The organism is Frankia nepalensis (assembly GCF_016786325.1).
GTDB classification, from domain to species: Bacteria; Actinomycetota; Actinomycetes; order Frankiales; family Frankiaceae; genus Pseudofrankia; species Pseudofrankia nepalensis.
The window spans coordinates 33,744-46,237 of sequence record NZ_JADWYU010000140.1; the positions used below are offsets into that span (position 1 = coordinate 33,744).

Below are 12,494 nucleotides of genomic sequence, written 5' to 3' on the forward strand. Positions count from 1 at the left end.
GCCTGGCAGCGTTCGCCGGGCCAGGAAGCGCGCGACCGCCGGCATGATCGCCGAATGCCCGCGGAAACGGCTTGCCGGACAACCGGTCTCGCTGTTTCCGCGAGCGACCGGTGATCAACCGTCTCGCGCGCCGCTCCGAACCGGGGCGAACCAGCGCGGCGCCGGCACTAGAAGCGAAAGTAGATGAAGGGGGCGACGTCCTGCTGGCCGACGAACGAGTACATCGCCAGCAGGAAGCCCACGACGCCAAGAACCTGCACGGGCAGCGTCAGCCGGTCGAAGGCGACCTGAGCCGCCGTCCACCAGCGCGCCGGCACGGCAGCGAGGCCGAGCCCCACCACGATGGCGGCGACAACGGTCGGCGTGACCAGCCCGATCGCGAAGCCGCCGGTCACCAACCGACGCATGATCTCGCCGGCGGTCGCCAGGTCGGGAGATCGAAACAGCACCCAGGCCCCGCAGACGACATGGAACGTGACGATCCGGCGCAGCCAGCGGCCGGTCGCGGTCGCCTCGGGGGAGTGCGCGGCCGGTCTGCCGACGGCGAGAGCGGACGTGCTCCCCACCGCGTCGACGGCCACGTCCCCGCGGCCCGTCCCCGCGGGCTCTCGAGCGACCACGGCGGCGAGCGCGGGTGCCGTGACCGGCGGGCTCGCCGGCGCGCGCTCCTCGCCGACGGAGCGTGGCGCCGGGATGGCGACGAGTCCAACGGCGGTCACTTCCGTCGGCACAGGTATCGCGGGTTCGCCGCGGCGGGGCCGATGGCGCCCACGCAACCTGACGGGCCACGGTCCGCGTGAGGCTTCGCCAGTGTCACGCGCGCCGTGGCTGTGCCGGCTGGGACGCCACGGTCCGCGTGAGGCTTCGCCAGTGTCACGCGCGCCGTGGCGGTGGGCCAGCGAGCGTTCGGCGGCCAGGCCCGCGCCGTGCACCGCGCCCCAGCAGACGAAAGTCCAGGCCGCGCCATGCCACAGCCCGCCGAGAACCATGGTGATCATCAGGTTCAGCTGGGTGCGTCGCGGGCCGCGCCGGGCGCCGCCGAGCGGGATGTAGACGTAGTCGCGCAGCCAGCGCGACAGTGTCAGGTGCCAGCGCCGCCAGAACTCCCGCAGGGAGGTGGCCGCGTAGGGCCGGTCGAAGTTGTCCGGGAAGCGGAAGCCCAGCAGCAGCGCGACCCCGATCGCGATGTCGGAGTACGCCGAGAAGTCGCAGTAGATCTGGACGGCGTAGGCGTAGATCGCGACGAGCACCTCGACGGAGGAGTGCTGCCCCGGGGAGTCGAAGACCGGGTCGACGAGCCGGCGGGCCAACAGATCGGCGAGCACCACCTTCTTGACCAGTCCGCCGCAGATCAGGAAGACGGCGCGGGTCGCCGGGACGGCCGACCGGTCGCGCGGGCTCGCGAGCTGGGGGATGAACTCCCGGGCCCGCACGATCGGTCCCGCCACCAGGTGGGGGAAGAACGCCTCGTAGACCGCGAAGTCGATCAGCTTCGCGGGCCGCGTGTCGCCGCGCCAGACGTCAATGACGTACGAGAGCGCCTGGAAGGTGAAAAAGGAGATTCCCACCGGCAGCGCGACCTGCAGCAGCGGCAGCGGCGCGCCGAGCCCGATGTCGTCGAGCATCCGGTCCACCGACAGCGCGAAGAACCCGTAGTACTTGAACCAGCCCAGCAGACCCAGATCCGCGACGATGGCGATGATCAGGATCCTGCGGTCGCGGCGGCGTGCGATCGCGCAGGCCGCGGCCTGGTTGACCAGCGTCGACGCGACCAGCAGCAGGACGAACCGGGGATCGGTGTATCCGTAGAAGACGTAGGACGCCGCGAGCATGAACGGCTTCCACAGGCGGGGCCGCGGCATCAGCCACCAGGAAACCGCCATGACGGCAAGGAAGAAGGCGGCGAACTCGATCGTCGGGAAGACCACGCGCCGCACCCGCTCTCGTCACCACCGGTGGCTGTCGATAGCTTACGTATTGTAACGTGACCGATGCGGATAGTGACGGAACGTCTCTCGGCTGGCTGACTGTGCCGCACGCCGCGGCCCCACTAGCCAGAACCTCCCCCCACGGATCACGGCGCGGCCCCGGCCTGGGACCAGTCCAGATCCCGGTCTCAAGAACGTGCCTGATCCAGACCGGCCGGGGCGCCCAGCGTCCCGACGGCGGAGCGGCGATGGTCGCCTCGGAGCGTCCGCGAGAACCCGGCCGTGATCCTGATCTCGGACCAGCATTGGCCCCGGACTTTGAGGTCTTGCCCGGTACCAGGGGGGTCGGGGCCCCCCGCCCCCCGACGGCGGAGCGGCGATGGTCGCCCCTAGGGCGACCTTGAGCCGACCGCCTTACATACCCGGCTTGACGACCATGAGGTAGACGATCGAGATCCAGCAGGCGGTGGTGATGAGCCCGGTGAGGGCCAGCCAGGGCAGGCGGCGCCGCGCGGCCATGCCGGTCTGTTCGATCTCGGCGACGGCGGTCGACACGCCGCCGGCGAGAATGGTCACGGTGAGCAGGGTCGCGATCGCCCAGAGGGCCATCGAGCTGGTGATCCAGCCGTCTCCGTAGCCCCGGATCTCGCCGAACGGACCGCGTGGGACGAGGAACAGGCCGAGGGCGACCACTCCGAGCGAGGCGACGGCGGCGATTCGGAGCAGCCACGGCGCCGGCCGCAGGATGGGCAGCGCCCGGTGACCGACGAACGCCAGCGCGGGCAGGCAGAGTCCGGCGAAGGTAAGTGGGCTGATGACGAACAGGGCTCCGAGGACGTGCAGCGTCAATACCAGCCCGTATGGCCCACTGTGCGGCATGCGGAGAGACGCTACCGACCGGCCGGAGGATCCGGCACGTGGGGCGCCCCGCTGGGTGGCCGGCCCCAGCCCCGCGCCGAACCTCCGGTGGCGCGCGTCCTGTCCGACATGGCGGGGAGTTCTGTCAGACATCAGCGGGCTGGCGACCCTCGTTTGGTGCCGCTGACGTCTGACAGGCTGCCCGGATCGGGGTGCGGGGGGTGGCGGCGGAGGGTGGGGTGAGGGGTGGCTGGCGCGGGTGGGGTGGCTCGGGCTGGGGGCGGTCGTATTGGGGTGGTTCCCCCCGAGGGGGGTCGCCTCTCGGGGGGTGTTGCTCGGGTTATGTGCCGATCGCGTGCTGGTACAGAGCCCGGATCTTGGGGCCGAAGCGGGTTCCGTAGATGACGTTTGGATCCACCATGTAGGAGTAGCTGACCACCGAGTCGACCACGCCGGTGCCGCCCTGCAGCCCGGCCAGCCAGACACCGCCGCTGGCGCCCGCGGTCATCGCGCAGGGCAGGCCGAGCGAGGAGCCTCCCAGCGGGTCGGCCGTGGGGGTGCCCGCGCAGGTCATCAGCGTGGTGCCGTTGAACGGCGGCAGCTTCGGGTAGCCAAAGACGGTCTGTGGCTGAGGGGCGAGGTCGAACCCGATGGGGAAGGCGCCGCCGACCGTGTCCCGCAGCGTCCGGCCGCCGAGGGGCCGGAACGTGGCGAAACCGGCGTCCTCGTCGAAGTCCTCGCGGTTGCCCCAGCCCGTGGTCACGGTCAGCCACTGGGCGTGCCAGATCCCGTACGGCGCGGCGCCGTTCGCGTAGCCGGGGATGAAGACGATGTTGCTGGCGAACGAGCCACCCGCGCCACCGTTGCGCAGGCAGTGGCCAGCGGTGACGACGAGGTTGCCGTTCGGGCTGTCCACTACCGCTCCCGAGCAGGCCAGGTCGACGCCCTTGATCGTCGAGAACAGGGCGCCGTTGACCCGCGAGGCGAGGCCGCCGCCGTCGTAGGGCTGCACGGGGTTGCCCGCGAGCGGCGTCCGCCCGGGCGCGGCCGGCGCGGGAAGTGGCGGCTCGGGCGCGGGCGCGGCGGCCGAAGGCGCGCCCGGCGCCGTGCGGCGCAGCACGTCGGCGTCGAGCGCGCCGGCCAGGCGCTCCGGCGTCCAGTAGCGGGTGAGCTCGACGTCGGTCTGCCACTGATGATGCGACGCGACGCCGGCCTGGGCGGGCGGGGCCGCCTCGACCGCGGCCGCCTTGGCCGTCGCCGGGGCGGGCGCCGGGCCGGGGGTCGGGGCCGCCGACGGGGGCGGTTCCATCAGCACCAGCGCCAGGACGGCCGCCCCGACCGCTCCGAGCGCCGCGCGCCGTCGTCCCCGCCGCCAGCCGGGCCTGGGCCGGGCGCTCACGCGAGCATGGCGCCGGCCGGTCCTGGCCCGTCGCCGGGGCAGGCCTCGCTGGCCGCCGCGGCGGTGCCGGCCAGGACCGGGCTGGTGGTGCCCGCTCGCGCCCGCGTCATCGGGACAGGCCGGGATCTCTGGAGATCCAACCCCGATCTGTGAAGCCATGGGCGCGGACGGTAGCAGGGAGCGGAGGTTGCTCCGCCGCTTCGAGCGGGCTGGGCCAGCCTGGGCAGCGAGGTCAGTCTGGGCACTCGGGTTAGCGTTGGGCAATCTCCCGTCCTGGCCCGGGGCCGCTCCTGGACCCGGTCAGGTGGTCGTGAGCCCGGTCAGGTGGTCGAGGGCGGCGCCGCGGGCTGCCGGGCCGACCGCTCGGCGGCGACCCGGGCCCGCGCGTCCGCCCAGGTGGGCGGCTCGGCGCCGGCGTCGTGCGCCCAGAAGACGAACGTGGAGTCCGCCATGGCCGGGGCGAGCGCGCGCATCGCCGCCAGGTGCTCCGGTGCCCGGACGAACGTGTCCAGCGACCCGCGGTCGGACCAGGCGGACAGCGTCCAGTACTCGCCGCGCAGTGGGTGGGCGACGAGCGACACCCCGAGCGCGCCCCGGGTGGCCAGCAGCGCGCGGCGCACCCGCAGCGCGTGCCGGAGCATCGCGACGGTGTGCCGCCGGCGCGAGGTGAGCGCGAACCGGGAGGCCATGACGACGGGCGGCCCGGCGGGCGCCTGCGCGGATGGCGCGCTCGCGTCGGCGACGGCGGGCGGGGTGGACCAGGGAATGGTGGCCATCGTGGCTCCTCGTGGGCCGGGTCGCCGGGTCGCCGGCGCGCCGTCGACCCGGTCTTTAGCTCCGTAAGAGACCGTCTCCTTCGGACGGTTTCCACCATAGTCCTAAACGGACTATTGGCAAGAGGTAGGGTGCGAGCCGTGGAAGACCCGTCCCCGGCGTCGGCGTCGCTGACGCCGGTCTCGTACCTGGTGCTCGGCCTGGTGGCCCGGCATGGCTCCGCCACCCCCTACGACCTGAAGGTCTTCGCGGCCCAGTCGGTCGGGAACTTCTGGTCCTTCGCGCACGCCCAGCTCTACAAGGAGCCGCCCCGGCTGGCCGAGGCCGGCCTGCTCGTCGAGGAGCGCGAGGAGTCCGGACGCCGCCGCCGGATCTTCCGGATCACGGACGCCGGCCGGGCGGCCCTGCGCGCCTGGCTCGCCAGCGGCGAGACGGCGCTCGGCGAGCTGAGGGCCCCCGGGCTGCTCAAGCTCGCCTTCGCCGAGCTCGGCGGCCCGGCGGACGCCGTCGAGCTCGCGCGAGGGCAGGTCGCGGCGCACCGCTCCCAGCTGGCGACCTACGAGGCGTTCGCCGCGCTGCCCGCCGACGCGATGCCCTGGTCGCTACGGCGCGCCCTGGAGCTCGGCCTCGGCTACGAGCGCCTGCAGATCGACTTCTGGGCCCGGTTGCTGGACGACCTGATGGCGGGCCGTGTCGAGGGGGCGGGCCGTGTCGAGGGGGAGGCGGCCGGCCCGGTGGCCGCCGAGCCGGGAGCGGGCTAGGGCACGTCCTGGATCGCGTCCTAGCGGACGGTCCGGCGGCCGCCGCGGGAACGCAGGTAGTCGCGGACGACGTACTGGCCGAGCGCGTTCGGGTCGGGGGAGAGCACCCGGCCGCCGTTGCGCCGCGCCATCTCCTCGACGAACCGCACCAGCCGGGGCTCCGTGTCCAGCATGAAGACGTTGATCCCGACGCCGCGGCGGGTCAGCCGGTCGACCTCGGCGAGCGTGAGCTCCAGCGTTTCTGGCATCGGCGGCCAGGAGAACGCGGGGGTGCCATCGCGCAGCAGGTGCGCCGTCGGCTCGCCGTCGGTGACGACCATGACGACCGGCTCCGACTCCGGGTAGCGCGACAGCAGCCGGCCGGCGATCAGCAGCGCGTGCTGCAGGTTCGTGCCCTGCACCATCTCCGAGTCGAGGCCCGCCAGCTCCACCGGCCGCAGCTCGCGGGCGTAGTCCGAGAAGCCGATCAGGTGGATCTTGTCCTGCGGGAACTTCGTGGTCACCAGGGTGTGCAGCGCGAGCGCCGTCGACTTCGCGATCCCCCACGTGCCACGCAGCGCCATCGAGTACGAGAGGTCGACGAGCAGGCAGACGGCGGCTGAGGTACGCCGCTCGGTCTCCGCCACCGCGAAGTCCTCGACCTTCAGGCTGACCGCCCCGCGCGGCCCGGGCGACCCCCCTGAGCGCGGGAGGCGCCGCGGACGGAGCGAGGGCGAGGCGGAGCGCAGCACCGCGTTGCGCACGGTGCGCACGACGTCGATCGGCTGGGTGTCGCCGAACTCCCACGGCCGGGCGGTGCCGACCAGCTCGCCGGCGGCACCGGCGTCCTGCTGCGCGTGGTCGCCCCGGGCACCCGACGAGATCTGCCGGAAGATCCGGGCCAGCGCGGTCTGGCCGATCCGGCGCACCGCGCGGGGGGTCAGCTCCAGGCGGCCCGAACGGCGGGTGATGAACCCGGCCCGCTCCAGCTCGCGCTCGATCTGCTGGAGCTGACGCAGGTCGTCGACGGCGGACCGGCCGAGGGCCGCGGCGATCGAGTCCGGGTCCACGTCGTCGAGGGAGGCACCCGGGTAGTCCTGGCTGAGCGAGGCGGCCAGCGAGTCCAGCTCGGCGAGCTCCTCCAGCGCGGAGGTCGCGTCGCCGAGGCCGAGCCCGGCCTCGCCGTCGCGCGGGTCGCCGAAGCCGGTCGGCCGGCGCATCCCCCAGTCGAGGTTCGGCCGCGCGGCCCGCAGCGCGTCGCCGAGCTGGGCGAGGTCGTCGGCCAGGCCCATGTCGTCGATGGCGGCGGCCATCAGCTCGGCGAGCTCCTGGCGCTGCTTGGGAGACAGGCCCGCGAGCAGCCGGTTGGCCGCCGCGGAGCGCCGGGCCAGCGTGTCGATCAGCTCTTCGAGGTCGTTCGGCTGTTCGGGGAAGAACTCGCCGAACTCGCGCATGAACTCCCGGAATGCCTCGTCCGTGTCCTCGCCCCGCGCGTCCTTCGCGAGCAGCTCGTTGAGCGCGCGGACCATCTCGCCTACCCGGGCCATGTCCGCCTGGGTGGCGCCGGCCAGTGCCTCCTTCATCCCGCGGAACTGCGAGTCGAGCACCTCGCGGCGCAGGAGGTCGGCGATCTGGTCGTAGGTCTCCCGAGCCTGCGCCGAACGCCAGTCGTAGTTCGCCAGCTCGCGGACCGCGCGGGCCGGGTCGCTCGGCAGGGCGTCCAGCTCCGCCTCACGCATCCGGGCGTCGTCGGACGGGTCGGGGAACAGGGCCGCCCGCTCCTGCCCGACCGCCGTGTCGAGCAGCCGGCGCACCTCCCGCAGGGTGCCGTCCAGCCGGCCGCGTGAGCGCACCTCCCGGCGGCGGCGGTCGACCGCGCGCCGCAGGTCGTCCAGTCCTCGCCGGCCGTTCAGGCCTCGGCGCAGCAGCGAGTCCAGCGCCTCCCTGGCGGTGCGTCCCTCCAGCACCTGGCGGGACATCTCGTCAAGGGCGTCGGTGGCCGCGAAAGGGAAGGCCAGCGGGTCCGGCCCGCCCGCCCAGGGCCCATAGCGAAAGGCGCCGTTACTCACCATGTGTCCGACCGTGCCCTTCCCGCCGTCCGACCCCGGTTTCTCCGCCCCCCGGCCTCCAGCACCCGACCCGACCACCCAGCCCCAGCGGCCCGTACCTGACCCCACCAACCCACCCTCAGCGGGATCCATACCCGACCCGACCACCCAGCCCCAGCGGCCCGTACCCGACCCGACCACCCAGCCCCAGCGACCCGCGCCCGACCCGACCCGACCACGCAGGCCCAGCGACCCGCGCCCGCTCCCGCCAACCCAGCCCCAACCGTTCTAGACCCAGCCCCGAACCCAACCGGGGAGGGCGCTCAGCGCCCGATGGAAATTAGGTGGGGAGGCGCGAAGCGCCGATTCCACCTAATTTCCGTAGACGGTTCGGCCGGGCAGTTCCTCCTTCGCGAGTCTGCGGTTGAGGTGCAGGCCCTCCATCGCCAGCTCGAGCGCCGCGGCCGCCAGGCCGGGGGACTCGGCGCCGTCCACCCCGAGCCTGGTGAGCATGCCGGCGAGTCCCGGCACCGGGCCGATCCGGCGCAGCAGCTCCGCGGCGGGCACCAGGTCCCCGGTCTCCACCGGCCCCTCGCCGTCGAACCGCTTCTGCAGCCCGGCCAGGTCGGTGCCCGCCAGCCGGGCCCGGAACGTCTCGGCCACCGCCCGGCGCAGCAGGTGGGTGAGGATCTCGTCCTCCCGGCCCTCCTCCAGCGCCTCGAACTCGACCTTGCCGCGTACCGCCGGGACGATCGAGCCGAGGTCGACGACCCGGGCGGTCGGCACCTCCTCGCCGGTCAGGGCCGCCCGGCGGACCGCCGAGGCGGCCACCGTCTCGGCCGCCGCGACCGCGAGCCGCGCCGACACGCCGGAGCGCTGGTCGACCTGGGGGGCGTCGCGCACCAGCCGGGTGAACCGGGCGACGACCTCCACGAGATGGTCGGGCAGCACCGGCGCCCCCAGCGGGGAGCCCTCCCAGGCCAGCACGGCCTCCTGCCGGATGAGCCGCAGCTCGTCGTCCAGGCGCAACGGGTAGTGCGTGCGCACCTCGGCGCCGAACCGGTCCTTGAGCGGGGTGATGATCCGGCCTCGGTTGGTGTAGTCCTCCGGGTTCGCCGAGGCGACGAGCAGCAGGTCCAGCGGCAGGCGCAACAGGTAGCCGCGGACCTGGATGTCGCGTTCCTCCAGCACGTTGAGCAGCGCCACCTGGATGCGCTCGGCCAGGTCGGGCAGCTCGTTGACGCTGAAGATGCCGCGGTTGCAGCGCGGGATCAGGCCGTAGTGAACGGTCTCCGGGTCGCCCAGGGTGCGGCCCTCGGCGACCTTGACCGGGTCGACGTCGCCGATCAGGTCGCCGACGCTGGTGTCCGGGGTCGCGAGTTTCTCCCCGAACCGGTCGTCGCGGTGCCGCCAGCCGACCGGAAGGTCGTCGCCGAGCTCGGCGTGCAGCGCCCGGCAGCGCCCGCAGGCTGGCGCGTACGGGTGGTCGCTGATCTCACAGTCGGCGATCACGGGCGACCACTCGTCGAGCAGGCCGACGAGGGTGCGGATGAGCCGGGTCTTGCCCTGGCCTCGTTCGCCCAGGAAGACGATGTCGTGCCCGGCGAGCAGGGCGCGCTCGACCTGTGGCAGCACCGTGTCGTCGAAGCCGACGATGCCCGGGAACCGGGACTCGCCCGCCGCCAGCCTGCCGAGCAGGTTGTCCCGCAGCTCGGCACGGACGGTCCGGTACACGTGCCCGGACGCGCGCAGGCCGCCCAGGGTCGTGGGCGCTGGCCGTGACCCCGGATCGGCGGGGCCACTCCGGGAGGGCGTCGACGGCGCGGCCGGGGTCCCCGCCAGATCGGTGGAGCCGATCTGGGAGGCCCGGGCCGACGGGGTGGGACGGGACGGGACCGGCGGGTCTACCACCCCACCGACGCTACCGCCCGTCGAATGGTCAACCAGCGCGGTTCGCAAAGTCGCCCCGATTGCGTGGGGGTGCCGGGGTGGACGCGTCATGCCGCCGACGGGCGCTCCGCGCCCGCCGCGGCGACCGCCTCAGGCCGCGTACGGGGCGATGGAGATGATCTCGACGGAGGCGGTGCGGCCGTTCGGCAGCGTGTAGGAGACCTTCTCGCCGGCCTTGTGACCGGTCACCGCGCCGCCGAGCGGGGAAGCGGGGGAGAAGATGTCAATGGCCGCGCTCTGGTCCTCGCGGGAGCCGATCAGGAAGCGCTCCGTCGCCTTCTCGCCGGGGAACCGGACCTCGACGACCATGCCCGGGCCCGCCACGCCGGCGCTGCCCGCGGCCGGCTCGCCCACCTTGGCGTCGCGCAGCAGGTCGGTGAGCTGGCGGATGCGGGCCTCCTGCTTGCCCTGCTCCTCCTTGGCGGCGTGGTAGCCGCCGTTCTCCTTGAGGTCGCCCTCCTCGCGGGCGGCCTCGATCTTGTTCGCCAGCTCGGTCCGGCCAACCGTCGTGAGGTAGTCGAGCTCGGAGCGAAGCCGGTCGTAAGCCTCCTGGGTGAGCCAGGTCTGCTGGGTCACGCGTCACGCTCCTCGTTGAAAAGCAAATGTTCAGTCTATCGGGAAGATCTGGAAACCTGAAGACGACCCGTGGGCACGCGCCCGTGACGCCGGCGGCTGGCGGGTGCGCCGGGCGCCTCGACGCCACCCTCCATCACTTCCCCTGGGGTGCGGGGATGCGACACCGGTGTCGGGTCCAGCCCGCCCCCAGCGTCCGGGAGCCGTGTCCGGACGGCACCCCGACTTCCGGGCAGCCGGCCGCGGTCGCCCGAACACGGTAGGTGGCATCGCCGCGCCGCGCCGCGTCGCGACCTCGCGGCCTAGCCCAAGACCTCGCTGTCCAGGGAGCGCGTGCGCGGACGGTGCATTCTGCCACGGCGTTCGGTGACTTTTCCACACCGGACATGAACTTGGTCACGTGATCGCGTGTCTCGCGGCGGACAGCGACCACCGCGAGCCCACCCGAGGCCCCTGCCCGGGAGCCGGGCCGGGACCGTTCGCGTGCCGCCCGCATGGCCGGGCGGAGGCCCTGAGACGGCGCGCACAGTGAACAACGACTGACCCGCCCGGATGGTCCCCGGCCGGAGGACGGGACGACCGCCCTGGAAGGACGGGACCCCGTAGCTGGTTGAAGTCCGGCATAAAAGCCTTGACGGATCTCTCCGGGGACGGCACGGATGGAACATGAGCTAGGCCACATCGAGGTGCGCCAGCTGGGAATCGACCTTCAGGAGGGCGGGGCCGGCGCGGCGGTCAGCCACAATGGCGACATGCCGGTGAACCCTGGGGCAGCGTCCTCCTCCTCGGCTCTGGCCGCGTCGCCGGGACCGGACCACGGGCTGCGGCTGATGGCCGTGCACGCCCATCCCGACGACGAGTCCAGCAAGGGCGCCGCCACCATGGCGCGCTACGTCGGCGAGGGCATCGAGGTCCTCGTCGTGACCTGCACCGGCGGCGAGGCGGGCAGCATCCTCAACCCGGCACTCGACAAACCGGAGATCCGTGAGCGGATCATCGAGCTGCGCCGGGAGGAGATGGAACGCGCGCGGGCGATCCTCGGCGTCCGGCAGACCTGGCTGGGCTTCCTCGACTCGGGCCTGCCCGAGGGCGACCCGCTGCCCCCGCTGCCGGAGGGCTCGTTCGGCACGCTCGACCCCCAGGCCGCGGCCGCGCCGCTGGTCCGGCTGATCCGCGAGTTCCGGCCGCAGGTCATCACGACCTACGACGAGAACGGCGGCTACCCGCACCCGGACCACATCATGACCCACAAGATCAGCGCGGTCGCGTTCGAGGCCGCGGGCGACCCCGGCCGCTACCCGGAGCACGGCGTCGACGCCGGCCTGGCGCCCTGGCAGCCGCTGAAGCTCTACTACCACCTCACCTTCCACAAGACGCGCATCCTGGCGCTGCACGCGGCGATGCAGGCCAAGGGCCTTGAGTCGCCGTACGGCGACCGGCTGGAGAACTGGATCGACCGGGCGGAGGACAGCGGCCGGCTCACCACCCAGGTCGAGTGCGCGGACTTCTTCGAGGTGCGCGACCGGGCGCTGCTCGCGCACGCGACCCAGGTCGACCCGGACGGCCCCTGGTTCCGGGTGCCGCTCGACCTGCAGCGCGAGGCCTGGCCGACGGAGGACTACCAGCTCGCCCGTTCCCTCATCGAGGTCGGCACCATGCCGGAGAACGACCTGTTCGCCGGGCTGCGTTGAGGCGGTCGCCGACAGGGCCGCCCGCGCGGGTGATCATCGCTCTCGGGTGGGGAGTGACGTAGGGTCGATGATGTGAACCAGGTGCTTGCCGACTCGGAGTTTCTCGAGGACATCAACGCGGTGGGCGGGCTCCTCACCGTGCTCGTGCTGTGCGTCGCGGCCGGCTTCCTCTTCTACTTCATGTCCGGCAGCTTCAAGCGGTTGCGGGGCAACGTGGCCCGCGGCGAGTTCGGCGCCGCGGACACCCGCCGCCGCGCCGATTCCGCGGTCGGCTCGACCGTCAGCTCGACCGCCACCGCGAAGGCCGCCGAGACGCCCGCCGTGCCCGCCGTGCCACGGCAGTCCGACGGCTCGGCGGACGCCGACCCCAAGGCCTGACCGGCCCCAACACCTGACCGAGCCCGCCGCGCGCCGGGACGGGTTGGCGTGCCGTCTCGATTTTCGGTGGCGCCGGTACCCTCGGACGAAGACGATCGACACTGTCCGTGCCCATCGGCGCCGGGTGGTCGCCCCGTTCGGAGCGGCCCGCGGAG

At 73.2% G+C, this 12,494-nt stretch carries 10 protein-coding genes; 3 read left to right on the forward strand and 7 right to left on the reverse strand.

Features of this window, described 5'->3' with window-relative positions; genetic code table 11:
• Positions 1 to 167: 167 nt before the first annotated feature.
• The 4 genes from I6A81_RS20555 to I6A81_RS20570 all read right to left on the reverse strand — a co-directional run bounded on the left by I6A81_RS20555 (position 168) and on the right by I6A81_RS20570 (position 4,961).
• Positions 168 to 1,928, reverse strand: a complete 1,761-nt coding sequence (locus I6A81_RS20555) for an MBOAT family O-acyltransferase (protein WP_203006704.1) — start codon at positions 1,926 to 1,928, stop codon at positions 168 to 170.
• A gap of 414 nt (positions 1,929 to 2,342) precedes the next feature.
• Entirely contained in the window at positions 2,343 to 2,807 is a 465-nt protein-coding gene (locus I6A81_RS20560) for a hypothetical protein (protein ID WP_203002061.1), read from the reverse strand.
• Between the two features lie 319 nt (positions 2,808 to 3,126).
• Positions 3,127 to 4,185: a trypsin-like serine peptidase gene (locus I6A81_RS20565; protein WP_307874787.1), complete on the reverse strand. Its 1,059-nt coding sequence runs from the start codon at positions 4,183 to 4,185 to the stop codon at positions 3,127 to 3,129.
• A 320-nt stretch (positions 4,186 to 4,505) separates the two neighbouring features.
• Positions 4,506 to 4,961, reverse strand: coding sequence for an antibiotic biosynthesis monooxygenase (locus tag I6A81_RS20570; RefSeq protein ID WP_203002062.1), 456 nt, complete (start codon positions 4,959 to 4,961; stop codon positions 4,506 to 4,508).
• A gap of 138 nt (positions 4,962 to 5,099) precedes the next feature.
• Between I6A81_RS20570 and I6A81_RS20575 the strand changes: the two genes are divergently transcribed.
• Positions 5,100 to 5,720, forward strand: coding sequence for a PadR family transcriptional regulator (locus I6A81_RS20575; RefSeq protein WP_203002063.1), 621 nt, complete (start codon positions 5,100 to 5,102; stop codon positions 5,718 to 5,720).
• A 20-nt stretch (positions 5,721 to 5,740) separates the two neighbouring features.
• Here the strand turns inward: I6A81_RS20575 and I6A81_RS20580 are convergent, their stop codons facing one another.
• The 3 genes from I6A81_RS20580 to greA all read right to left on the reverse strand — a co-directional run bounded on the left by I6A81_RS20580 (position 5,741) and on the right by greA (position 10,273).
• Positions 5,741 to 7,768 carry a vWA domain-containing protein gene (locus tag I6A81_RS20580; protein ID WP_203002094.1) on the reverse strand — a complete coding sequence of 676 codons (2,028 nt, stop codon included), beginning with the start codon at positions 7,766 to 7,768 and terminating at the stop codon, positions 5,741 to 5,743.
• A 351-nt stretch (positions 7,769 to 8,119) separates the two neighbouring features.
• The gene (locus I6A81_RS20585; protein ID WP_407661341.1) at positions 8,120 to 9,658 is read right to left on the reverse strand and encodes a magnesium chelatase; all 1,539 of its coding nucleotides are present in this window, start codon (positions 9,656 to 9,658) and stop codon (positions 8,120 to 8,122) included.
• 129 nt (positions 9,659 to 9,787) lie between these two features.
• Positions 9,788 to 10,273 carry a transcription elongation factor GreA gene (greA, locus tag I6A81_RS20590; protein WP_203002064.1) on the reverse strand — a complete coding sequence of 162 codons (486 nt, stop codon included), beginning with the start codon at positions 10,271 to 10,273 and terminating at the stop codon, positions 9,788 to 9,790.
• Positions 10,274 to 11,022: 749 nt separating this feature from the next.
• Between greA and mca the strand changes: the two genes are divergently transcribed.
• Together mca and I6A81_RS20600 are read left to right on the forward strand one after the other, a co-directional pair.
• Positions 11,023 to 11,961, forward strand: a complete 939-nt coding sequence (mca, locus tag I6A81_RS20595) for a mycothiol conjugate amidase Mca (protein ID WP_407661342.1) — start codon at positions 11,023 to 11,025, stop codon at positions 11,959 to 11,961.
• A 72-nt stretch (positions 11,962 to 12,033) separates the two neighbouring features.
• Entirely contained in the window at positions 12,034 to 12,339 is a 306-nt protein-coding gene (locus I6A81_RS20600; protein WP_203002065.1) for a hypothetical protein, read from the forward strand.
• The last annotated feature ends 155 nt before the right edge of the window (positions 12,340 to 12,494 follow it).